Source organism: Chromobacterium sp. CCUG 76385 (genome assembly GCF_059916625.1).
The window spans coordinates 1-22313 of the sequence record NZ_JAUCGU010000004.1 but is presented as its reverse complement, the minus strand read 5'-3'; the positions used below and the strand labels follow the sequence as shown (position 1 = coordinate 22313).

Annotated in this window: 19 protein-coding genes; 12 read left to right on the top strand and 7 right to left on the bottom strand. The window is 64.2% G+C overall.

All coding sequences use genetic code 11. From position 1 onward, the window contains the following. Positions 1-2 precede the first annotated feature (2 nt). The 5 genes from sseE (at position 3) to QUG01_RS04695 (ending at position 3253) form a co-directional block, all read left to right on the top strand. The gene (gene sseE / locus QUG01_RS04715; RefSeq protein WP_103319707.1) at positions 3-386 is read left to right on the top strand and encodes a type III secretion system effector protein SseE; all 384 of its coding nucleotides are present in this window, start codon (positions 3-5) and stop codon (positions 384-386) included. After that, positions 362-1054, top strand: a complete 693-nt coding sequence (locus QUG01_RS04710) for a GNAT family N-acetyltransferase (RefSeq protein ID WP_500829111.1) — start codon at positions 362-364, stop codon at positions 1052-1054. Before sseE ends, QUG01_RS04710 begins: the two co-directional genes overlap by 25 nt. 4 nt (positions 1055-1058) lie before the next feature. After that, positions 1059-1565 (top strand): SycD/LcrH family type III secretion system chaperone, encoded by a 507-nt coding sequence (locus QUG01_RS04705; protein WP_500829110.1) that lies wholly within the window; start codon positions 1059-1061, stop codon positions 1563-1565. Positions 1566-1579: 14 nt separating this feature from the next. Continuing rightward, positions 1580-2563 (top strand): hypothetical protein, encoded by a 984-nt coding sequence (locus QUG01_RS04700; RefSeq protein ID WP_500829109.1) that lies wholly within the window; start codon positions 1580-1582, stop codon positions 2561-2563. A 297-nt stretch (positions 2564-2860) separates the two neighbouring features. Continuing rightward, positions 2861-3253, top strand: a complete 393-nt coding sequence (locus tag QUG01_RS04695; RefSeq protein ID WP_500829108.1) for a hypothetical protein — start codon at positions 2861-2863, stop codon at positions 3251-3253. 574 nt (positions 3254-3827) lie between these two features. On the opposite strand, the gene QUG01_RS04690 is transcribed toward QUG01_RS04695, so the two are convergent. The 4 genes from QUG01_RS04690 to QUG01_RS04675 form a co-directional block, all read right to left on the bottom strand. Next, positions 3828-7061, bottom strand: a complete 3234-nt coding sequence (locus tag QUG01_RS04690) for a transglycosylase domain-containing protein (RefSeq protein WP_500829107.1) — start codon at positions 7059-7061, stop codon at positions 3828-3830. A gap of 241 nt (positions 7062-7302) precedes the next feature. After that, positions 7303-9006, bottom strand: a complete 1704-nt coding sequence (locus QUG01_RS04685) for a putative 2-aminoethylphosphonate ABC transporter permease subunit (protein ID WP_500829106.1) — start codon at positions 9004-9006, stop codon at positions 7303-7305. Continuing rightward, a complete protein-coding gene (locus tag QUG01_RS04680; RefSeq protein ID WP_500829105.1) occupies positions 9000-9983 on the bottom strand; it encodes an ATP-binding cassette domain-containing protein in 984 nt (327 codons plus the stop codon). The genes QUG01_RS04685 and QUG01_RS04680 overlap by 7 nt, the downstream gene beginning before the upstream one ends. Positions 9984-10055: 72 nt before the next feature. Then, a complete protein-coding gene (locus tag QUG01_RS04675; RefSeq protein ID WP_500829104.1) occupies positions 10056-11066 on the bottom strand; it encodes a putative 2-aminoethylphosphonate ABC transporter substrate-binding protein in 1011 nt (336 codons plus the stop codon). 375 nt (positions 11067-11441) lie between these two features. On the opposite strand from QUG01_RS04675, the gene QUG01_RS04670 reads away from it, so the two are divergent. The 3 genes from QUG01_RS04670 (at position 11442) to QUG01_RS04660 (ending at position 17633) form a co-directional block, all read left to right on the top strand. Next, complete coding sequence (locus QUG01_RS04670; RefSeq protein ID WP_500829103.1) at positions 11442-14255, top strand: ATP-binding protein; 2814 nt, start codon at positions 11442-11444, stop codon at positions 14253-14255. A gap of 58 nt (positions 14256-14313) precedes the next feature. Then, complete coding sequence (locus QUG01_RS04665; RefSeq protein ID WP_500829102.1) at positions 14314-15921, top strand: diguanylate cyclase domain-containing protein; 1608 nt, start codon at positions 14314-14316, stop codon at positions 15919-15921. Between the two features lie 77 nt (positions 15922-15998). After that, positions 15999-17633: a methyl-accepting chemotaxis protein gene (locus QUG01_RS04660; protein WP_500829101.1), complete on the top strand. Its 1635-nt coding sequence runs from the start codon at positions 15999-16001 to the stop codon at positions 17631-17633. Here QUG01_RS04660 and phnN read toward each other — a convergent pair whose 3' ends face one another. From phnN to phnF, 3 genes are read right to left on the bottom strand one after another with little or no spacing between them, the layout of a single operon-like run. Beyond that, positions 17634-18191, bottom strand: coding sequence for a phosphonate metabolism protein/1,5-bisphosphokinase (PRPP-forming) PhnN (phnN, locus tag QUG01_RS04655; protein WP_500829100.1), 558 nt, complete (start codon positions 18189-18191; stop codon positions 17634-17636). It lies immediately after the preceding gene. Next, entirely contained in the window at positions 18181-18876 is a 696-nt protein-coding gene (locus tag QUG01_RS04650) for a DUF1045 domain-containing protein (protein WP_500829099.1), read from the bottom strand. The genes phnN and QUG01_RS04650 overlap by 11 nt, the downstream gene beginning before the upstream one ends. Further along, the gene (gene phnF, locus QUG01_RS04645; protein WP_500829098.1) at positions 18876-19598 is read right to left on the bottom strand and encodes a phosphonate metabolism transcriptional regulator PhnF; all 723 of its coding nucleotides are present in this window, start codon (positions 19596-19598) and stop codon (positions 18876-18878) included. Before phnF ends, QUG01_RS04650 begins: the two co-directional genes overlap by 1 nt. A gap of 477 nt (positions 19599-20075) precedes the next feature. On the opposite strand from phnF, the gene phnG reads away from it, so the two are divergent. From phnG to QUG01_RS04625, 4 genes are read left to right on the top strand one after another with little or no spacing between them, the layout of a single operon-like run. Then, entirely contained in the window at positions 20076-20510 is a 435-nt protein-coding gene (gene phnG, locus QUG01_RS04640) for a phosphonate C-P lyase system protein PhnG (RefSeq protein ID WP_500829097.1), read from the top strand. 2 nt (positions 20511-20512) lie between these two features. Next, entirely contained in the window at positions 20513-21085 is a 573-nt protein-coding gene (gene phnH, locus QUG01_RS04635) for a phosphonate C-P lyase system protein PhnH (RefSeq protein ID WP_500829096.1), read from the top strand. 1 nt (position 21086) lies between these two features. Further along, a complete protein-coding gene (locus tag QUG01_RS04630; RefSeq protein WP_500829095.1) occupies positions 21087-22172 on the top strand; it encodes a carbon-phosphorus lyase complex subunit in 1086 nt (361 codons plus the stop codon). Continuing rightward, positions 22165-22257, top strand: a complete 93-nt coding sequence (locus QUG01_RS04625) for an alpha-D-ribose 1-methylphosphonate 5-phosphate C-P-lyase PhnJ (protein WP_500829094.1) — start codon at positions 22165-22167, stop codon at positions 22255-22257. The genes QUG01_RS04630 and QUG01_RS04625 overlap by 8 nt, the downstream gene beginning before the upstream one ends. Positions 22258-22313 lie beyond the last annotated feature (56 nt).

Below are 22313 nucleotides of genomic sequence, written 5' to 3'. Positions count from 1 at the left end.
TCATGGACGATGTCACCCGCTTTCTGCAGGCCGATGGCCTGAAGCCGGCGCCGCAGAGCTTCCTGGGCAGCGATTTCATGCTGGGACAGCGCGTGGACACCGGGCGCTATGCCCTCACCTATCGGCAGGAAGGCGAGCGTCTGGTGCTGTGCGATTTTTCCGCCCAGGCGCCCGACGGACAGGCCGTGCTCGCGCTGATGACGCTGCTGCGGCGGCTGATCAAAGCCGTGCCGGCGCTGCGCTACGTCGATGCCATGATCCTGCCCGCCCCGCGCGACCCGGCGCTGGACCGGACGCGCCGCCGGCTGACCGAACTGATGCTGGCGGAAGGCGCGCAGCCGGTGCGCCTGGACGACGAGCTATGGCTGCGCTACCGCTGCCGCTAGCCAGCGCGTTGCGGCCGACGCCTCTGGTGCAGGCAGACTACCCGCGCTACCGCGCGCTCTATGCCGACCCGCGCGTGGCGGCCCCTACGGGTTTGTCCGCGCTGGCCGACGAGGGCGAGGCAAGACGCTGGTTCCATGCCGCGCTGGCCTTGACTCCCGAGCAAGGGCGGGTCATGGCCTTGCGCCTGGGCAGCCAGGGCGCGCTGGCTGGCGTGCTGCGTCTCACCGACTGGGACCGCGGCGCCGGCGTGCTGACGCTGGGCTACGCCCTGAGCCCCGAATGGTGGGGACGGGGCCTGATGCGGGAATGCCTGGCCGAAGTGCTGCCCTGGCTGTTTGACGGCGGCCTGGGCGCGCCGCTGCACCGTATCCAAGGCTGGGTGCTGAGCGACAACCATCCCTCGCGCCGGCTGCTCTCCAGACTGGGCTTTACCCACGAGGGCACGCTGCGCGGCGTGTTTCGCCACGGGGCAAGCCGCCACGATGTTTGCGCCTATGGCTTGCTGATCGGCGACCGCACCGCCGCAATGCCAGCCCATGAGACGGCATATGCGCCGGACGGCGGCGCATCGACGACGGAATCGCCAAAACCCGAGCCATTTTGCCAAAGCCGTTCCCACACCCATCCATCACACTCTAGCCCCATGCAAGGTGCTCAAAGGTCTTAGCCGTATGACGTCACTGAACATTCCCTTAACTGCCACGCCGGCCGAGCAGGCCGAGGCCGCCGCGCAACGCTGCCTGGAGGTGCTGGAAGGCCGCGCCACGCTGGGCAATATCACTGGCTACAGCGCGGCTGAACTCGAAGCCATTTATGAACGCGCTTATCGCGCCTGGAGCGCCGGCGACCTGGACAGCGCCACCGCCGACTTCGCTTTTCTGGCCCTGCAGCAACCGCTGGACCGCCGCTTCCTGTTCGCTTTTGCCTGTGCGCTGAAGCGGCATGGCGAATTCCGCCACGCGCTGACTTTCTTCGGTTATAGCGTGGCGATGCAGGCCAATGATCCCTTCGCCACCTTTCACATCGCGGAATGCCTGCTGGCGATGGATGAATTGAATGCCGCGCGCGACGCGCTCGATACCACCATCGCGCTGTGCTACGGCCAGGCTGACGCGGACCCGCGCTACACCCCGCTGCGGCAGCGGGCGGAAGACATGCTGGACGACCTAAACCACTGATCAGGAATCTCGACATGGAAAATCCATCAATCAGCAGGCTTTCCTCTCCATCCATCAGCCATCTGGATGGCAATGCGATAATCGACAATTCGCCGGGCGTGGTGCTGGACTCCCCTGAAGACTTGGGCATTGCGCAACCGAATACCCAGAACCGGCCGGAAGCGCTGAGCCTGGAGGAGCTGGAAGACAAGGCCAAAACGGCCGACGCCGAAGCCAAAAAATGCGGCGTAGACATCGCCAAGCGCGGCTTCTTCGCCAAGCTGCTGACCCTGGCCGCCGCCAGCGCCGTGCTGGTGGCCGCGGCCCTGGTCACCGGGCTGACCGGCGGCGCCGGCATCCCGCTGCTGGCGCTGGCCGGCGTGGCTTTTGCCATGGCGGTGGGCGATGTGGCCTGCGCCGGCTACGACTGGTATAGCAAAGCGCACGGCGGCGAAGGCATGGCGATGGGCGGCGACTCGCTGGGCAACTTCATGAATTGGCTGGCCACGAAATGCGGCGCTTCCGCCGATGCCGCCAAGAAAGTCGCCACTTATGGCTCTTTGCTGGCGCGCGGGACGCTTGCCGTCGGCACCATCGCCGTCGGCGGCTTCCTGCCGGTGGCCACCACGGGCGCGCTGCATAGCGCCGGGCTGGGGATTTCCATAGGCAGCGCGGCGTTGACTACGGCAAGCGGCATCCCCACCGCCAGCGCCGGCTTGCGCGGCGCAGACAAGCAAAAGCATGAAATGGAGGCGGCGGAGGCCAAGGCCAAACTTGCCTTGATCAAAGCCAAGCCGGAACAGAAAAATCAAGCCGTGCAGACCGAGGCCGTGCCAGTCCATGACATGGACACGCAGACCCGCCCGACTCCGACCTTGGTTTCAACAGCCACGCAGGCAAAGCCGGCGCAGACACGCGACGCGGAAACCGAAACGATCCACTTGATCAGCCAGACCATGCGGCAGACGCTGGAGAACAGCGCGCGCCTGTTGCAGCGCAGCCGGTCGGTCTCCTTCTGATCGCGCGGTGGCCGGTAAGATTGTCTACATCGCTTCAAGATTGTGAGACGTGTTTCTCGACACGGTCGCGGACAACCTTGCGCAACGCCTTTTCGTATTCATCTGATATCGAACGATCGGAAGAGAAACTATGATCAAAGCTCTGGTAAGAGATTTTCTCCTCCTCCTTGCATCCCGCTGCGGCGGGATTTTTTTTGCCTGCGCGTTCCCGCCTTGCAATGCCGCTGCCCTCCGGCGCTGGCGGCTTATCCGTGTACAATGTCCGCGACTTCAACCCTGCCCTCCCGGAGCATTTCGATGAAATCCCTTCTGCTGTCCGCTGCCGCGCTGCTCATCGCCAGCGCCGCTTTTGCCGATGAGCCGGCCAAGCCGGTTATCACCGGCCATATCCTGCGTTTCGACTCCGCCTGCGATTTCACCGAGAGCAATGTACGCATCCAACGCGACGCCATCCTGCTTGACGCCTCGCTCAAATCCGACACCGCCGCAAGGATGAAGCAGGCCTCGCGCGACTTTCTGGGCCAGCCGGTGGTGATTGTGATCAATAACGTGCCGATCAGCGCGCCGGTGATGGCGGGTCAGTTGTCAGTCGACAAGGCTCGATTCGCCGTTGGTCGCGATGCCGCCGCCAAGCTGCTGCCTTCCCTGCTGGCAACTACCTGCTATCAGGTACAGCCGCAAGCCAAATAACCGCCTCGCCAGCCAAGGCTCGCCGATGCAGACCGTACCGGATCTGGGTTGGCGGTTCTCCATCCCGGCTTTCTTTGCTGTGCGATGGCGTGCGGCGCGCGCTTGGCTGGCCCTGCTCGCTTGGCACAGTCGCAGCCGCCACGGACGGCCCGTCTTGTTTTGGCATCGTTTGCTGCTATGGATTGACCTGTCGCATCAGCGCGCAGGTAAGGAGCGAGGCAAGGGCAAAAGAAAAAGGCCGCACGCAGCGGCCGCAAAGGGGGTAGTTGACTAGACTTTCCAGAAGTCAAAAATTCAACTTAAGACAATTTTAGCATGACAAATGCAAATAGAACATAACGATTTTAAAATAAAATTGATTTCACAGAAAACACATGAATAAAAAACATGCATGAAATCCGCGGTGGCTATGCCATGCGCAGCCATTGTGACATCACGAATGCTGACAATGCATGGAAGCTCTGTGTCCAAAAACGCAACGCCAACCGCCGCTTGGCGGCCTTCATTGCCAATCCGCGCCCCCGATCCGCTAGATAGTCGCCCGACCATGCCTTGGTCTACCGCAGCTGGGCCTCTAACCTGAGCGCAGCCTGCGGTCATCGCGCCAGACTTTGGCGTTGGCCGGCGCATCCACATGCTGCGGCTTCAGCAACTTGCATACCCCATCCAGATTAGGCACCAAGCATAAGGGCGTGCCGGACGGCAAGCCGGCATCCGTCATGCCCTCCGCCACGCTGTCGGCGCTGTGGCTGATGGCGTGGGCGCTAAGGTCCAGCTTGGGCATCAGCGTCGGCGCCAGCACTTTCAGCACCTGTACCGGCAAGGCGCTGGTGAACTTGTAGTCCGCCGCCTTGGGGCCGGCCACGTAGGCGACGATGGTGCCGAAGTAATGATCGCCGATATAGAAGACAAAGGCGCCGGAACGGCTGACCACGCGCGCCGAGGTCAAGCCGCCGCCGCGCGAGAAAGTCTTGAAGCGGTTGTCGCCGGTGCCGGTTTTGCCGCCGATCAGCGTATGTTCGCCGTTATGATCGAAGGCGCCCGAAACACGGTGGGCGGTGCCCTTGTCCACCACTTCGGACAACACCTGCCGCACCAGTTGCGGAATTTCGGGCGGCAGCACCCGCACGCCCTTGGCAGTTGGACGATCCAGCGAAGTCTCGTACGGCGTGGCGGAGGCGAAATGCATCTTGTCGATGTATACCGTCGGCAAGCGCACGCCGTCGTTGGAGATGATGCCCATCAGTTCGGCCAGCGCCGCCGGCCGGTCTGCCGACGCCCCCAGCGCCGAGGCGTAAGACGGCACCAGGGAGTCGAACGGATAGCCCATCCGCTTCCAGGCCGCGTGAATCTGGCGGAACGCGTCGATCTCCTGAATCTCCTTGATCCGCGTATCCTGGCCGCCCTTATGCTTGCTGTTGAACAGCCATTGGTAGACTTCCTGGCGCTGCGCCGTGCTGGCCTGGATCATTTCGCTCCAGCCGGCATCGGGATGCGCATGCAGATACGCCACCATCCACAGCTCCAGCGGATGGATGCCCGCCAGATAGCCGCGGTCCGCCAGATTGAAGCGGTCCGGCCCCAGCTCGTCGTACAGTTTGGCCACCGCGCTGTCCTCCAGTTTGGACGGCGGCGTCTGATACTTGGCGATGAAAGCGGCCATGGCAGTGCGGTCAGCCTCGGGATGCACGCTGCGGAAGATCACCGCCAGGCGCTTGGCGCTGCGGCGGGCCTTTTCCACCAGGATTTCGTCGATCTGCTCCGGCGTCTTGCCGCGATATTTGTGATAGAAGCCGGCCATGAAGGTCTTGCTTTCGCGGTCGGCGAAGCGCTGCAGGTACTCCCGCCGGCGAGGATCTGCCTGATCGTCCAACACTTCGCGGTCATACCCTGGCGGATACATATAGTAGTGGACGATATCGCGCATCAGCCGGATATAAACCAGATTGACCGAATGCTGCGTGGCATCGCGCAGCGTCATGATGCGGTTGTTGTCGCTCTTTTCGAAATTCTCAAAAGTATGGCGGCCGCCGCCGGTAAAGAAGCTTTCGCCCGGATTGGCGCTGTACTGGCGCTCCATCGACGCCGCCAGCATCGTAGCCAGGGTGCGGTCATCGGCCTGCTTCAGATAGTCTATCGCCCAGCGCCGCAGCACCGGCTCGTGTTCGGCCGGTTTGATCTGGGCCAGCTCCTCCCGGCTCAGGCCGGCGTACTGGCGATGCAGGTCGGCGATCACCTCCAGATAGGTGACCAGGGTGCGCAACTTGGAAGTGGAGCCCAGATCCAGCTTGGTGCCCTCGTTGATGTCGAAGGGCTGGTCGAAATTGTCGGCCTGCACCCTCACCTTGTTGCCGGTGGGCGTGCGCTCGATCAGCGTGAAGCTGTAGGTCACGCCGCCTGGCTCGCCCTGCTGCAGCAGGAATTTATCACCGAGCCCCACCGACTTGGCATAGTCCGGGTCGCGCAGTTTCAGCAGCAGATCCGTCACCTGTTGCTGCAGCTGCGAATCCAGCGTGCTGTTGACGGTCAGGTCCAGGTGATCCAGATCATACATGCGCGGCATGCCCAACATGCCGGACAGTTTGACGCGCACCGCATTGGCGCCCTTGCGCTCCACCACAGACGACGAACTCGGCCGCACCCGCTCGCGCTGCTGGCGCAACGATACCTGCAAGGCCGCATCGCGCAGCTCCGGCGTGATCACCTTGTCGCGCGCCATCAGCCGCAGGTAGGAATCGGTGATCTCTTCCAGCACCCGCATGTCGCCGTTGAGGTAGTAAGACGGACTGCGCTGCGAAATCATCAGGCTCAGCGCTTCCTTGAACACGGTGGCCTGTTCATTGACCGAATGCGGCGTATTGCTGACCAGCGTGCTGTTCACTTCGTCGAAGGGCCGGCCGTACCATGCCCACATGCCGTCGCCTATGCCGGATATCTCGCCGAAGCCCGCGCGCGCCGCCAGCGGCACGGTATTCAGATACGCCACCACCAGTTGCCGCCTGGCGGCGCTGGTATCGGTGCCCTGCATATAGGCGCGGGTGGAGGCGGACAGCATCTGCCGCAGTTTTTCCTTCGGCGAGCCGGTGCGCCCGCCCGGCGAGTGGCGGAATTTCTCGATCTGGGTCGCCAGCGTGCTGCCGCCGGCCGAGTGATAGCCGGGCCGGAACAGGTGCAATGACTCGTCCGCCAGCGCCTTGCCGAAACGCGACCACTCCACTGCCGGGTTCTGCTGCGGATTGTCGTCGTCCAGCAGGGTGTGGTTTTCGATGTACAGCAGGCCGCTCACCAAGAGGCGCGGCAAGGCGTCGAAGTTGGGATAGACGCGCTGCGGATAAGTCGATTGATAGATGGGCCGGCCGTAGCCGTCATACAGCAGCAGGCCGGACTGATCCTTCTCGCGGTACTGCGGAAAGATGCCCAGCTGGAACCACGGCGAGGCGACGCCATGATCGATCAGATGGATGAACTGCGGCGACTGGCGCGCCTGCGCGGAAATTTCAAAGCCCCTATCCTGCAAGCGCTTCAGATAACCGGGCAAGCCGGCATAACCCATGCGGATATCGTAAGGTCCGCCAGGCTCGGGAAACCGCATGTCCTTGCTCTTGCCCGGCGCCATCTGGTAGGTGGCGCCGCTGACAGCGTGGCTGAAAAACCACGACTGAAACCGCGAGGTATGCACCTCGTTCAGAAACAGCGAAATCCCCAGTCCGCACAGGGCCAGGAACAAGCCCGCCAGCACCCACCATGTCGTCGTCGAAGAAGATTTGCTCTTGCCCAATCCGATTTTGGCTTCAGGAGTGTCTATCATTTTCCGCCGGCCCCCAGGGCCGCCCCCCACGCATGTACTGGAGAAAACTACTGGCCAGACCGAACTTCACCAACATGCCCCGCCGCACCGGGGCTTTCTTTCAATATCGGATAGCCGACGCGCTTTAGAAAGGAAGGAAAAGCTTGTTAAAGAAACTCCCGACGCACGGCGGCATCGATCCGAGCAACGGCATGCGCTGGAGGCCGCCGGCCAGGGGTTGCTGACAGCCGCCAAGCGCGCATCAAACACCGCGCCAACGCTGGTGCCGGCGCGCCAAGACACGCTCCAGCCAAAGAATCAGCAGGGAGGCGATGGCCGATGTCACTACGATCAGCGTCGACATCGCCGCGGCGGCGGCGGTGTCGCCTGCGTCATCCATGGTCACAATCGCCACCGCCGCCAAGCTGCGCGAAGGACTGATGATGAAAATCAGCGCCGATAGCGTGGTCATCGCCGACACAAACAGAAAACGCACCACATCCAGCAGCGCCGGCAGGCATACCGGCAGCGTCACTCGCCTCAGCGTAGTCCAGAACGGCACCTTCAGCGAGGCCGCCACCGCCTCGAATTCGCCATCGAGCTGGTTCAAGGCGGTGGCGACGGTCAGATGCGCCGTGGTGTAGAAGTGGGCGACGGTGCACACCACCATCAGCGCAATGCCGCCATACAGGAAGTTCAGCGGATTATCCGGATGATTGAAGAAGAACACATAACCCAAGCCCAGAACCAGGCCCGGCACCGCCATAGGCAACATGGCGAAGAAACGCAGCAGGCCGCGGCCCAGCGGCGCCGCTTCCAGTTTTTCGCAAGCGTAGGCGCCCAAAAAAACCAGCACGCAGCCGATCAGCGCCGTCGCCGCCGCCATTTGCAGGCTGTTGCAATACGCGGTCCAGCCGCCGCCGTCGACATCGTCAAAACGATAATGCGCCAGCGTGAACGACATATTGTATGGCCAGTATTGGATGAAGGAGGCCGCCACGCCCATGCCCAGCATGGCCAGCAGCGGCAGCGAGATCCATAGCAGCAACAGCGTGGCCGCCGCGTCGCGCCGGATGTCCGGCGCCGGCGCATACAGCACGGCGCGCGCGGTCAAGGCCGCCTGTTGCCGCCGCGACAAGACGCGCTCGATGAAAAACGACAACACCGCGGGCAACAGCAGCATCAGCCCGACCACCGCGCCGCGCGGAAAGTTCTGCTGGCCGACCACCTGCTTGAACGCCTCCACCGCCAGCACATTGCAATCGCCTCCCACCACCTTGGGCACGCCAAAATCGGTCATCACCAGCGTAAACACCACCAGCGCCGACGAAACCAGCCCGTAGCGCGCGCCCGGCAGCGTAATGGTGAGAAACTGCCGCAGCGGGCCCGCGCCCATCGCCCGGCTGGCTTCGAACAGCCTCGCATCGGCCGCCGCCAGCGCCGCGGACAGAATCATGACGGCATAGGGGAAGGTATAAAATGCCTCCCCCAGCGCCACGCCCCAGAAGCCGTAGATGCTGCCGCCGTGCAGCCAGCTCTTCAGCAGGCCCTGGTTGCCGAACAGATACACCAGCGAGATCGCCGGCATCAACGACGGCGCCAGCAGCGGCAGCGGCGCGATCTGGCGGAACAGGCCGCGCCCCCAGGCATGGGTGCGGCAAAGCGCCCAGGCAAAGGCGAAGGCCAGCGGCACCACGATCGCCGATACCGTCAGCGACAGCAGCAGGCTATTGCCGGCCGCGCGCATCAGGCCCGGCGAGTCCAGCACCTCGGCAAAATTGTCCAGCCCGGCGAAATCGCCATTCATGGTCAACACGGACTTGCCCAGGATGAACAGCAAGGGCAGGCCAAGCGCCAGGGCCAACAGCACAACCAGCCCCCACACCAGCGCCGTCGCCGCCCATTTTTCCCTGTCCACGCGCGCCTGACCGGCGGGGCGGACGATTCTTTGCGCCAGGCTCAGCATGCGGCCTCCCTGGGATAGGCGCGCAACAGCGAGGCCGGCAGCTCCACCGGCACGGTCTCGCCCGGCACCAGCGGCTGGCGGTTCAGCATGGACGGGCAGACCTCGGCCCGCAGCGTCACGCCCGGCATGCCCTCCGGCAGCAGACGCACATGCGTCATCGCGCCGCCAAAGCCCACATCCTCAACCCGCGCCAACAGGGTATTCGGCGCCCGCTCCCAGCGCGGCTTGATGATGATGTCTTCAGGACGCAGGAACAGCGTCAATGCGTCTCCTGCCGGCAAATCCCGCTCCAGCGACAGCACGCAGCCGCCGACCAAGGCTTGGCGCTCGCCGCGGCGTTCCGCCGGCAGCCAGTTGGCCTCGCCGACGAATTCGGCCACGAAGCGGCTGGCCGGGCTGCGGTAGATCTCGGCCGGCGTGCCCGCCTGCTCGATCCGGCCGGCGTTCATCACCACCACGCGGTCGGCGATGGCTAGGGCCTCTTCCTGGTCATGCGTCACCATCAGCGTGGTGACGCCCAGGCGCTTCTGCAGGCCTTTGAGCTCCTCGCGCAGCTTGTCGCGCACCCTCGCGTCCAGCGCCGACAAGGGCTCGTCCAGCAACTCGCGCACGCGGCGCGCATGGGCCTCCCTGTCGCCCCGCGGGGTCAGGCCGTAGGCGATATTGTCGGCCACGGTCAGATTGGGGAACAACGCATAGCTCTGGAACACGATGCCGTAATCGCGCTTGGCCGGCGCTTCGCGGGTGATGTCGCGCCCCAGCAGATGAATGGCGCCTGCATCGGGCAAGTCCAGTCCGGCGATCAGCCGCAACAAGGTGGTCTTGCCGCAGCCGGACGGCCCCAGCAGGCAGACGAACTCGCCCTTGCGGATGGACAGGGATACCGCGTCCAGCGCGGTAAAAGCGCCAAAGCGGCGGGTCAGCGCATAGACAGATAGGTGTTCGGACAAGGCTGTCAGGCTATCGGCCGGTTTCATCGGTAACTCCAAAAATAGCCGGGAACAAGATGCGAAAGCCGCCCCGCATGGGGGCGGCTGCGAGACGAGCGCTTATTGTTTCGGCGCGGCCTTGCTTTCATAGCGGCTGGACCATTCCTTCAGGATGGCATCGCGGTTCTGGGCGGCCCAGCCAAAGTTGTTCTTGGACAGACGCTGCGAGTAATCCACCGGAATGAACGGGTTCTGCTTGGCCACGCCCGGCATCGCCAGCACGGCGTAGTTCTGCTCGTACAGCTTCATCGCCGGCAGGCTGACGGAGAAGTCGGCCAGCTTTTTGGCGGCGGCCAGGTTCTTGGTGCCCTTGAGGATGGCGGTGGCTTCCAGATCCCAGCCCAGGCCTTCCTTCGGATAGATCAGGTCGATAGGCGCGCCTTTTTCCTTCAGTTGCGCGCCGCGATATTCAAAAGAAATCCCGATCGGGTACTCGCCGGCGGCGGCCATCTTGCACGGCTTGGAGCCGGAGTGGACGTACTGCGCCATATTGACGTGCAGCTTGTCCATGTAATCCCAGCCTTTCTTCTCGCCCATCATCTGCAGCCAGGCGGAAACATCCAGATAGCCGGTGCCGGACGAAGCCGGATGCGGCATGACGATCTGGCCCTTGTAGACAGGCTTGGTCAGGTCGGCCCAGCTTTCCGGCTTGGGCAGATTCTTCTTGGCGGCTTCGACGGTATTGAAGCAGATGGTGGCGGCCCACACGTCCATGCCGGTCCACTTCGGCGGCTTGGCCTTGTCTACGAATTGCGGGCTCAGCTTCTCCATGCCCTTGGGCGCATAGGCTTGCAGCATGCCTTGCTGATCCAGGATCATCAGGCTGGTGGCGGCCAGGCCCCACACCGCATCGGCCTGCGGATTATTCTTTTCCGACAACAGCTTGGCCGTGATCACGCCGGTGGACTCGCGCACCCAACGGATTTCAATATCCGGATTGGCCTTTTCGAACGCATCCTTGTAGTCCTTGACCTGGTCCGCTTCCAGCGCGGTGTAAACAGTCAATACCGTCTTGGCCTGGGCCAGCGGGGCGAACAGGCCGCTCAGGGCCAGACAGGTTGCTACAGCCATCAGCTTCTTCATCGACAACGCTCCTTTGTTTAGACGTATAGACAACTGCCCATACACCAAGCCAGTACGAAAACTGCGGCTACTATGCGCCGCCGCAATGACAAGTCCGTGAACGGAAGATGAAGCTTGTTTTGCTCGACTAGACCCATGCGCCGCAACATTCTTCCGTGCAAACGCATTATGCAGAAATATCTATATTGACAATCAAGGTAGCGCCAAGCGCTTCATTTAGAAATGCCAGGCAACCTCGGAAAGAACAACATGGCCGCACGCTGTCCACCACGCGAACCCCTGCTGCAGCCACGGCAAGCGCCTCAGGGCTATCCTAAGTTTTCCTCAGCGCAGCGCGGCCGCCTGCCGGGAAAGCGTTGATCGATGTCGTTCCGGCTCAAGACCATACTGGGCATCACGCTGATCGAAATGATCACGCTCGGCATCCTGCTGCATTTCAGCCTGGGTTTGCCGCATGACACGGATGCCGCCGAGTTGCAAAAAGGTCTGTGGCTGGCTTGGGCCGCGTTGCTGCTCTCGGCGCTGTTTTCATTGCTGCTCGGCGTCTACCTGACCCGCCATTTGAACGCTCTGCGGCAAGCCGCGGAGCAGATCGCCAACGGCGAGTTGGGCTGCCAAATCCCGGTATCGGGCAAGGATGAGCTGGCGCTCACCATCTGCATGTTCAACCAGATGTCGCGCCGGCTGGCAGAGGAGCATGGCAGGGTGGAAGACGCCTTGCGCCAGGCCGCGCGGTCAGCCGAAAGCCTGCGACAGCAGGACCGGTTGCTCGATGCCATCAACTACCTGCAAAGCCTATTCATAGGCAAGGCCGATCCAGAAACCATGTTCGGCTACGCCCGCGACATCCTGCTGCCATGGTTTGGCGCGGAGGACGGCTTCCTGTGCGAGGTGCGCAATGCGTCGAGCAAGCCGCAGTTTCGGCCGCTCACGCCGGCGCGGTGTCCGCTGCAGCGGATGGATGCCGCCTCCCTGCTCGACATCTGCCTGTACCGCCAACAGGACTGCCTGCTGGGCTTGCAACAAAGCACCAGCGCGACGCTGTGCGACAACAGCCACTTCCTGAGCATTCCCATTCCGCTGGCCTCTCGCGTCGTCGGCACTTTCACCCTGTTTTTTCCCTATCCGGTCACGCCTGAGCGCGGCAACGACATTCCACCCACCCTGCTGAACACGCTGGGCCAACTGATCCTGGCCAACCAGGATCTGCAGATGCTGGAACAGACGCAACTGCAGCTCTCCCGGCAACAGATGCACCTGTCCTCGGTCATCGAAACCTCGATCGACGGCATCGCGACGCTGGACATCCATGGCATCGTCGCCAGCGCCAATGCAGTGGCGGAGCGGATGTTCCAGCTGCCGCGCGGCGGCATGGTGGGCATTGCAATTCAGGAGCTGATTGCCCAAGACGGCCAGCACACCATGCAATCCTTGCTGCACGACAACGGCGTCGCGCTGGGCAGCCTGCTGCAACTCACCGCCATCCGCGCCGACGGCACGACATTCCCGCTGGAGCTGGCGCTCACCCGCATGCCGGACACCGGCGACGCCTGTTTCAATCTGACCCTGCGCGACATCTCGGTCCGCCGGGCCGCAGAACAGGAGCTGATGCGCGCCAAAGAGCAGGCCGATGCCGCCAACCAAGCCAAGAGCGCCTTCCTCGCCACCATCAGCCACGAGATACGCACGCCGATGAACGGCGTGCTGGGCATGCTGGAACTGCTGCAGATGAGCGAACTGGACGCGGAGCAACGGGACACGCTGGACACTGCGCTGGATTCGGCCAGCACCTTGCTGCGGCTGATCGACGACATCCTCGATTTCTCTAAAATCGAGGCTGACCAGCTGGAACTGGTCAAGACGCCCACCGCCATCTGGCCCTTGCTGCAGCGAGTGCTCAGCCTATATGGCCGCTCCGCCGAGCAGAAAAACCTGCACTTCGATCTGGAGATCGATCCCCGGCTGGCGCCGACGCTGCTGCTGGACCCGCTACGGCTGCGGCAGACCCTGCAAAACTTTCTCAGCAACGCGGTAAAGTTCACCGCCACCGGCAGCATCAAGCTGCGAGTGGCGGTGCGACAAGATACCGGCGACAGGCAAGCGCTGTCTTTCGATGTCATCGATACCGGCATCGGCATCGCGCCGGACAAACTGGAAAAACTGTTCCAGCCTTTCACCCAGAGCGATTCCCATACTACCCGCCGCTACGGCGGCGCCGGCCTGGGCCTGGCCATCTGCCGCCGCCTGGCCGAGCTGATGGGCGGCGAGGTGCTGCTGCGCAGCGAGCCTGGCCGCGGCACACAAGCCACCCTCCGTCTCGCCGCGGAGGTTGTCAACACGCCGGACCCCGCGGCCGGCGAGCTGGAAAAAACCGACCACGTCAGCGACCCGTCGAAACGCATCCTGCTGGTGGAAGACAATCCCACCAATCTGAAGCTGGCGATACGCCAGCTGGAAAAACTCGGCTACCGCCCCGACACGGCCGAGGACGGGCAGCAAGCCTTCGAAAAATGGCGGCACGACGAATACCACCTGGTATTGACCGACTGCCTGATGCCGAATATCAACGGCTATGAATTGGCGCGGCTGATCCGCAGCTACGAAGCCGAGCATCCATCGCGCAGGCGCACCCTCGTCATCGCCTGCACGGCCGGCGCCACGCCCGAAGAATTGCAAAAGATCCGCGACTCCGGCATGGACGACTGCCTGGTCAAACCGCTGGCGCTGGATACTTTGGCCAGCATGCTGGAAAACTGGCTGAAAAAACCGCCGCCCACGACCTCGGACGCGACGCCTCACGCCCACGCCGGACAAGCAGCCAACGCTCCGGTCGATCTGTTTGTGCTCATCATGCAGAGCCGCGGCAATCTCAAAACGGAAAATGATCTGCTAGCCGACTTCCTGAGGCAGACCAGACGCCATCTCGCCCGCATCCGCGATGCCATCATCAGCGACAATATGCCGCACATCGCCGCCGCCGCCCGCGATCTCTCCGCCGCGGCAAAGCAGATAGGCGCCCGGGATATCGCCGCAACCGCAGAACACATGGAACAGGCGGCCAGCGCCCTGCGCGCCGAGGCGGCGCCGAGACTGATGCTGCAATTGGAGGCAAACTGCCAGGAGGTGGAGCAATGGCTCGTGCAACGCAGCGCGCCCAACGAGTTGAATCTGGAATGACGGCGCGGCGCCCGCGGGATTGGCTAACATTGAGAAACCCAGCGTCCGATAGGTTCAGATGAATATTCGCCACCTTCTCGACAGCATCGTCACCCGGCTGCTCGCGCTTGCCCTGTTGATCGTCCTCACCGGGTCGCTGACGCGCTACTATGCCTTGAGCGCCTTCCTACGCGAAGACCTCGGCAAGGTGGTGGAGGCGCAGCAGCTGGCGCTGGCCAACTACGTCGCCCATGACATCGACGAAAAGGTGGTGCAGCGCGAAATGCTGCTGAACCGGCTGGCCCGCGACTTGCCCCGCCCCTTGCTGGAGGATCCGGCTCGCTTGGAACAATGGCTGCGTGAGCATTACGACTACCAGCCGCTGTTCTCCATCGGCATGGTGGTGCTAGGACTGGATGGCATGGTGATCGCAGACTACCCCACTGCGCGGGGCCGCAGGCAAATATCGTTTGCCGATCGAGATTATTTCCACGCCGCGCTGTCCGGACGGTCATATATCGGCAAGGCGGCGATCGGCCGCGCAACCAAGGTGCCGGTTCTGCCGATGAGCGTCCCCATCAGGGGGGTAGATGGCCGCGTCCAAGGTGTGCTGGTAGGGGTCACCGCGCTGGGTGCGCCAGGTTTTCTGGAACTGATGCAGCATAGCCGCATCGGCAACCATCAAGACAGCTTCCTGCTGATTTCCCCGGGCGACCGTCAATTCGTCGCCGCCTCGGAACCGGACATGATACTGAAACCGCTTCCGCCGCCCGGCGCCAACCAGCTGCACGACAAGGCCATGACCGGCTGGCGCGGCGCCGGCATCACCATCAACGCCAAGGGCGTGGAGGAAGTCTGCGGCGTCGCCTCGGTGCCCAGCGCCGGCTGGTTCGTCGTGGCGCGGATTCCCAGCAAAGAGGCCTTCGCCACCGTGGATAGGGTCAAGCAATTCACGCTGCGCAATACCTTGCTCGCTCTCGGCATATTCACCATGGTAACGTGCTGCGGCATGTACATCGTGCTGCGTCCGCTGTTCGTGACCGCCCGCCACGCCGACCGGATGACTCGCGGCGAGCTGCCGCTGGAGCCGCTGCCTATCCACCGCAACGACGAAGTGGGCCACCTGATCGCCGCTTTCAACCGCCTGCTGCACAAGCTCGACCGCCATCAGGTGGAGCTGGCCAGACTGGCCCACCACGATCCCTTGACCGGACTGCCCAATCGCGCGTTGCTGACCGACCGTCTGCAAGTGGCGCAGGCCCAGGCCAAGCGCAAGAGCAATGCTCTGGCCCTGCTGTTCATGGACTTGGACGGCTTCAAAACCATCAACGACAAGCATGGCCATAAGGCTGGGGACAAGGTGCTGTGGCTGGTGGCGCAACGGTTGTCGGCGATTGTGCGACAGACCGATACGCTGGCGCGCATCGGCGGCGACGAGTTCGTGCTGCTGTTGAGCGATCTGGACGATAATGCCGAAGACATAGCCCGCACCGTGGCGGCAAAGTGCCTGGAAGCCTTCGCCACGCCTTTCCCCGTCGGCGGGACCGATTGCGCGCTGGGCATCTCCATCGGCATCGCCATCGGCAGCGGCTTGAGCACGCCGGACCGGCTGCTGCAGGCGGCGGACCAGGCCATGTACCGGGTCAAGAAAACCGGCCGCAGCGGCAGCGAAACCATACGCGTGTAGCCGGCGCCGGCCCATCGTCATATTTCCGATGCGGTCCCGACCAACCATTACAGTTTTCCAATTGCGAGAGCGCCCCGATGAGGTTACTGCAAACAATCAAGGTAGGTCCCCGACTCGCCGTCTCCTTCATGGTGCTGCTGGCTTTTTTGCTGGCCATCGCCGCCAGCGTGTGGAGCGGACTGGCCCGAATCGAACAGGCTACCCGCGTCATCGTCAGCGAAGACGCCAGCAAACAGCAGGCGGCGGCGGACCTGGACCGCTACTCGCAAAGCGCCGCGCTGCTGCTGTTGCAGATCGTGTCCACCCCGGAGCAGCCGCAGCGCGTGCCGCTGTACGCGGCGATGGACGAGGCCAACCGCAAGAGCAACGACGCGCTGCAAAGGCTCAAGGCGCTGCCATGGAGCCCCGAGCAGGCTGGCGCGCTGCAAAAACTGGCCGATCTGCGCGCTGCCTACGCCAAGGCCTTCGGCGACACCGTGGACCTGGTCGAGGCCAACGACCCGTCAGCCCTGGCCAAGCAATACGGCAGCCAGACGCGGCCTGCGCTGCAGGCGCTGCTCAGCGCCACCGCGGATCTGGCGGCAGTCCAACAAAGCCACATGAATGCGGAAATGGCCGACGTGCTGTCGCTGATGAGCGCCACCCGCGGCTTGCTTCTGGGCTGCTGCGTCGCGGCCGCGCTGGCTGGATTGCTGCTCGCCTGGAGCGTCACCCGCAGCATTACCCGGCCGCTGGAGCATAGCGTGGCGGTACTGGGCTTGATGGCGCAGGGCGATCTGCGCAGCGAAGTCCATGCCGCCGGCAACGACGAAACGGCGCAAATGCTGCGGCGCATGGGCCGCATGCAGGCGGAACTGGCCACCCTGGTGCGCGAGCTGCGCGCCTCGGCCGACGTGGTGGCGGATACCGCCTCCTCCACCCGCGGCAGCGCCGCGGAAGTGGCCGGCGGGGTCGAACGCCAGCAGGCGGAAATCCATCAGATCAACGGCGTGGTCGGCGACTTCGCCGCCAAACTCGACCGCGCCGCCGTCACCGCCGATCAAGCCAGACGACAGGCCAGGAACGCCGCCGAACTGGCGGACCGCGGGCAAAGCCTGATCGAAACCGCCTCGCGCGAGATCGGCCTGATCGCCGAACAAATCCAGGGCAGCGCCGAGTCGGTGGATGCGCTGCGCCAGCGCGCCAATTCCATGCACGACATGATTGAATCGGTGACCGACATCGCCGAACAAACCAATATGCTGGCGCTTAACGCCGCCATCGAGGCCGCCCGCGCCGGCGAAATGGGCCGCGGCTTCGCCGTGGTGGCGGACGAGGTGCGCAATCTGGCCGGGCGCACCGCCCAGGCCACGCGTGAAATCAATCATGTGATCGCCGCGATGGACAGCCAGACGTCCGAAGCGATGGCGCGCATCCAACAAGGGCACCGCGAGATGGCGCGCGGCGTGGCGCTGATCAGCGAGATCGTCCAACCATTGACCGAGCTGAAACGCGGCGCCACCGCCACGGTGGGCGAGCTGGACCGGCTGGCCGTCGATATCGAGCAACAAGTGCGGGAAAGCCAGGCCATCGCCGGCAGCGTGTCGAAAATCGCCCGCTCCGCCGACGAAAGCCTCAAAGCCAGCCAGGATGCCAGTCTCAGCAGCGGCCGGCTGCAGGAAGTCAGCGCCACCCTGCAAACGCAGATGCGGCGCTTCGTGGTGGATAACTGATCAGACCGGCTGGCGCGCCAGCAGGGCCAGCAAACGCGCGCCGGCCTCGGCCAACTCGCCGTCGTTCCACAGCACCTCGCACCCGGGCGGCGGCGCAAAGCTGCCCGCCTCCACCAGCCGGCGGGCGATGTCCTCGGCCGGCTCCCGGCCGCGTCCCGCCAAGCGCGCCGCCAACACTTCCGGACTGGCGGTGATCCATAACGGACGCAAGGTGGGGAAACGCTGCGCCGCCAGCGGCAGCATCGAACGCGAACCGTTGACCACGACGTCCAAGCCCTGGGCCAGCCACATCGCCACCTCCACGCCCAGTCCATAAGCCAGGCCGTGCCGCCGCCAGCACAAGGCGAAACAGCCGCTCGCCTCGCGCGCGGCAAATTCCTCGGCGCTCAGCGCCACGTGGTTCTCGCCGCCGGCATCGGCCGGCCGGGTGATGTAGCGGTGGGCGAACATCACGCCCGCGCCTGGCGGCAGATGCTGTCGCGCATAAGACAACAGGCTGTCCTTGCCGGCGCCGGACGGGCCGATCACATACCACAGCGTCCCCGGCTCAATCGCCATAACGCGTCACCTCGCCGTCAAAACCGCAGTAAGCCAGATAATGGAAGGGGCCGCCCTGCTCGCGCTCAACAAACACGGCGATGCCATCGACCGCGAGCGCGTTCAAAACGCCGGCGAAATGGCGGCGCGCGCCCTGTTCCAAGGCCTTGGCCTGCGGCGATTCCTTGGGCAGCGTGTCCGATAGCGTCATGTGGAAGCGGAACTGTTCGAACACATAGGGATAGCCCCAGCGCCGATACAGCGTTTGCTGCCGCGGGTCCAGACCCGCGCGCGGCTTGAGCGGCGCGCCGCGGTCTGCCAAGGGTTCCAGCGCCACGGCGCAGGCCGCGGCCAGCTCGTCCAGCTCAGGCGCGGCTTCCGCAGGCCGCAGCGCCAGGAAGCTATCCAGCCAATCCACTTGCAGATTCAACGCAAACGGCCGGAACGCAGCGGCCAACTCGGCCACATGGCGCAGCAGCGTGCCTGCCTGGACATCGATCCGCAGCGGAAACGGCGCTTTCAAGGTGGCGTGCCAGCCATAGCGGGCGGCATCCCGGGTCAGCGCCGCCAAAACGCCGGCATCGATGCCGTCGATCTCAGGCTGCGTCAGCGCCTTGCCGCTGGCGGCATCGCTGCCCAGCCACTGGCAACCGGCGCGCCACAATGGGCTGCCGGGTTTGGGCGCGTAATACACGGCGTAGCGCATCACTCCTGCTCCATCACCAGTTGCACCAGATCGCCATTGAAACAGGTGATGCCGTATTGCACCGGCACGCCGGCCGGGTCGACGTTCAGCGATTTGACGTGCAGCACCGGGCGGTTCTTCGGGATGCCCAGATAATCCACCACTTCGGCATCCGGCAAGCGCGCGGTGACGCGGGTAAAACGGCGGGTATAGTCCGGCACGCCGCAGGCTTCCAGCGCGCGCGTCACCGAGCGATGACGCTGGTAGGCCTCCGGCAGGCCGGGCAAGCGCGCGGCCGGGAAGAACATGGTTGCGTAGTCCACCACCCGCTCTTCCACCCGGCTCAGGGTCTTGATGCGGTACAGCGTGTCGCCAGCCGCCACCTGCAGCAGCTGCGCCAGCTCGGCATTGGCCGGCACCGTGTCGCTGTTCAGGATGTCGATGTCGGAGTTGAGATTCTGCCGCGCCATATTCTGCGAAAAACGCGTGCGCTTGCTGATGGCGTAGTCGATCGCGTTGTCCTGCACGAAAGTGCCGCGCCCCTGCTCCACCCGCAGCAGGCCGCGCTCCACCAGCGTCGCCACCGCGCGGCGTATGGTGTGGCGATTGACGCCGAAGCGCTCGGCCAGCTGCAGTTCGGTGGGCAGCTGCCGGCCCGCCTGCAGCGCGCCGCCGGCGATGTCCGCCGCCAGCGTTTCTTCTATCTGTCGCCACACGGCGACGCCGGAGCCTCTCTCTATCATTCCTATCCTTTCGCGTTTCTTAAATTTCGCCTGGATCAGCAAGTAGCAAACACGGAGCCGACGTGCCCAAGTCCCTTCAAGCCTGCCGCCGGGTGGCAGGCCCGAGGTTTTAAGCGGCTGCATATTTGAGCGATTTGACGTTAGCAAATCGCGAGTTCAGCCGCGCCTCGGGCCTGACGGGAACCGGCGGGCAGCCGCAGGCCAGGCTTGCAGGGTGGCCTTTAGGGGTGGAGGGGATATTTGGCCAAGCAAATATCCCCTCCCTGCCTGCCGGGCAGCCCCGGCTATGAAAAGCATCACCCGCGCAGCGGATTCAAAAACATATTGATCACAGCAGCGCTAAAGCAATCGTCTGAACCCGCCTTGAAAACGTCACAAAACCTTCATCGCCGCATGCTGTTAATCCATTCCGCGCTGCCATTATCATGGATACGTCTATACGTTTATATGAATTTTTCTTGAACCATGAGGCACACGATGGACACCTCCACCCGACAGCGCTGGCTCGCCGTGCTGGCCAACAGCCCAATCGAGCGGCTGCTGGAACTGTTGCCCCCGGCGCTGCCTGCCGCGCCGCGCTGGCTGCGCCGGGCCGAAACCGGCCTGATGATGCTGCAAGGACGCAGCGGCGGCGCCGGCGCGCGCTTCAATCTGGGCGAAATCAGCGTCAGCCGCGCCAGTTGCGAAATAGACGGCCATGTCGGCCACGGCTGGGTGCGCGGCGGCGACGGCCGTCATGCCGAGCTGATCGCCCAGGCCGACTCGCTGCTGCAAGACCCGGCGCGCCATAGCCAGCTGATGGAACAATGGATAACGCCGCTGGCCACCGAGCTGTCCGAGCGCCGCGCCGAACGCTCGCGCGAGGCCGCCGCCAGCAAGGTGGAGTTTTTCACCATGGTGCGGGGAGAATGACCATGCATAGCGCCTTTGTCCATCCGGTGGATCAAGCCCAGCAAACTTTCCGCGCCGTTCTGTCCGCCATGGCAAAGCCCTTGCTGCCGCAGGCCCTGCCGGCTCTGCCGCCAGCCCTGCCCGGCCTGAAAGCCGCCACCGCCGCGTTGCTGTACACCCTGGCCGATCAAGACGTGCGCGTCTGGCTGCCGGCGCTGCCAGACGAGACTATTTCCAGCCTGCGCTTCCATACCGGCATGCGGCTGACCGACTTGCCGGAAGAAGCCGACTTCATCGTCATCGCCCAGGGCATGCCCTTGCCGGATCTGGCCAGCCTGAAAGCCGGCAGCGCCGAATACCCGGACCGCTCCGCCACCCTGCTGATCGAGGTGGCAAGCTTCGCCGAGGATCAGGTGGAAGGCGGCGGCCCCGGCTTCGCCGCGCCGCGCCGTTTCGGCGCCGCCGGTTTGCCATCCGGTTTCTGGGCCGAATGGCGGCGCAACCATGCACGCTTTCCGCTGGGCGTGGACACCGTGCTGATTTCCGACACCCACGTCGCCGGCCTGCCGCGCAGCGTCCGCATCCGGGAGGGTTGAGATGTATGTAGCCGTCAAAGGCGGGGAAACCGCCATCGCCCGCTCCTGGGACCTGCTGGCCGCCGCGCGCCGCGGCGACGAGGACGTTCCAGAGCTGACCATCGCCCAAATCCGCCAGCAGCTGCGCCTGGCCGTGGCCCGCGTGATGCAGGAAGGCTCGCTGTACGATGAAGAGCTGGCCGCGCTGGCGCTGAAACAAGCCAGCGGCGACAGCATCGAAGCCGTATTCCTGCTGCGCGCCTTCCGCACCACCTTGCCGCGCTTCGGCCAGACGCTGCCGCTTGACACCGCCGCGATGCGGGTGCGCCGCCGCGTGTCCGGCACCTTCAAGGACGTGCCGGGCGGGCAGATTCTCGGCCCCACCGCCGATTACACCCAGCGCCTGCTGGACTTCGGTCTGATGGAAACCTCGCAAAAAGTCGAACGGGAACAGGCCGCCGCGCCGCTGCCGGACGCCTTGCCCGGCGTGCTGCGGCTGCTGGACCGCGAGGGCTTGATCGAAGCCGACCTGCCGCCCGACGGCGACCCGGAGCCCTTGGACCTGACGCGCGAGCCGCTGATGTTCCCCGCCAGCCGCCCGGCGCGGCTGCAAAACCTGGCGCGCGGCGACGAGGGCTGGCTGCTGGGCCTCGCCTACTCCACCCAGCGCGGCTACGCCGAAAGCCACCCTTTCGCCGGCGAGATCCGCATGGGCGAAGTCAGCGTGATGATCTGCCCGGAAGAGCTGGGCTTCGAGATCGACATCGGCGAGATCACGCTGACCGAATGCCAGATGATCAACCAATTCGCCGGCAGCAAGACCGCGCCGCCGCAATTCACTCGCGGCTACGGCCTGAGCTTCGGCGAGGCCGAACGCAAGGCGATGGCGATGGCGCTGGTGGACCGCAGCCTGCGCGCAGAAGAGCTGGGCGAAGCCGCCCACGCGCCGGCCCAGCAGCCGGAATTCGTGCTGTATCACAGCGACAATGTCGAAGCCTCCGGCTTCGTCCAGCACCTGAAGCTGCCGCATTACGTGGACTTCCAGGCCGAGCTGGCGCTGATCCGCCAGCTGCGCGCCGCCGCCGGCCAGGAGACCCGCCATGACTGACGCGCGTTACAACTTTGGTTTTCTCGACGAAAACACCAAGCGCATGCTGCGCCGCGGCCTTTTGAAAGCTATGTCCCAATTGTAAGTTGGTAGCCTCTCCCCACCGCTTCCTGCAAACAATGCACAGGTTGTATCTGCTGA

Coding starts and splice junctions, on each gene's coding strand:
- sseE (WP_103319707.1), top strand. CDS start 3: ATGGACGATGTCACCCGCTTTCTGCAGGCCGATGGCCTGAAGCCGGCG.
- QUG01_RS04710 (WP_500829111.1), top strand. CDS start 362: ATGGCTGCGCTACCGCTGCCGCTAGCCAGCGCGTTGCGGCCGACGCCT.
- QUG01_RS04705 (WP_500829110.1), top strand. CDS start 1,059: ATGACGTCACTGAACATTCCCTTAACTGCCACGCCGGCCGAGCAGGCC.
- QUG01_RS04700 (WP_500829109.1), top strand. CDS start 1,580: ATGGAAAATCCATCAATCAGCAGGCTTTCCTCTCCATCCATCAGCCAT.
- QUG01_RS04695 (WP_500829108.1), top strand. CDS start 2,861: ATGAAATCCCTTCTGCTGTCCGCTGCCGCGCTGCTCATCGCCAGCGCC.
- QUG01_RS04690 (WP_500829107.1), bottom strand. CDS start 7,061: ATGATAGACACTCCTGAAGCCAAAATCGGATTGGGCAAGAGCAAATCT.
- QUG01_RS04685 (WP_500829106.1), bottom strand. CDS start 9,006: ATGCTGAGCCTGGCGCAAAGAATCGTCCGCCCCGCCGGTCAGGCGCGC.
- QUG01_RS04680 (WP_500829105.1), bottom strand. CDS start 9,983: ATGAAACCGGCCGATAGCCTGACAGCCTTGTCCGAACACCTATCTGTC.
- QUG01_RS04675 (WP_500829104.1), bottom strand. CDS start 11,066: ATGGCTGTAGCAACCTGTCTGGCCCTGAGCGGCCTGTTCGCCCCGCTG.
- QUG01_RS04670 (WP_500829103.1), top strand. CDS start 11,442: ATGTCGTTCCGGCTCAAGACCATACTGGGCATCACGCTGATCGAAATG.
- QUG01_RS04665 (WP_500829102.1), top strand. CDS start 14,314: ATGAATATTCGCCACCTTCTCGACAGCATCGTCACCCGGCTGCTCGCG.
- QUG01_RS04660 (WP_500829101.1), top strand. CDS start 15,999: ATGAGGTTACTGCAAACAATCAAGGTAGGTCCCCGACTCGCCGTCTCC.
- phnN (WP_500829100.1), bottom strand. CDS start 18,191: ATGGCGATTGAGCCGGGGACGCTGTGGTATGTGATCGGCCCGTCCGGC.
- QUG01_RS04650 (WP_500829099.1), bottom strand. CDS start 18,876: ATGCGCTACGCCGTGTATTACGCGCCCAAACCCGGCAGCCCATTGTGG.
- phnF (WP_500829098.1), bottom strand. CDS start 19,598: ATGATAGAGAGAGGCTCCGGCGTCGCCGTGTGGCGACAGATAGAAGAA.
- phnG (WP_500829097.1), top strand. CDS start 20,076: ATGGACACCTCCACCCGACAGCGCTGGCTCGCCGTGCTGGCCAACAGC.
- phnH (WP_500829096.1), top strand. CDS start 20,513: ATGCATAGCGCCTTTGTCCATCCGGTGGATCAAGCCCAGCAAACTTTC.
- QUG01_RS04630 (WP_500829095.1), top strand. CDS start 21,087: ATGTATGTAGCCGTCAAAGGCGGGGAAACCGCCATCGCCCGCTCCTGG.
- QUG01_RS04625 (WP_500829094.1), top strand. CDS start 22,165: ATGACTGACGCGCGTTACAACTTTGGTTTTCTCGACGAAAACACCAAG.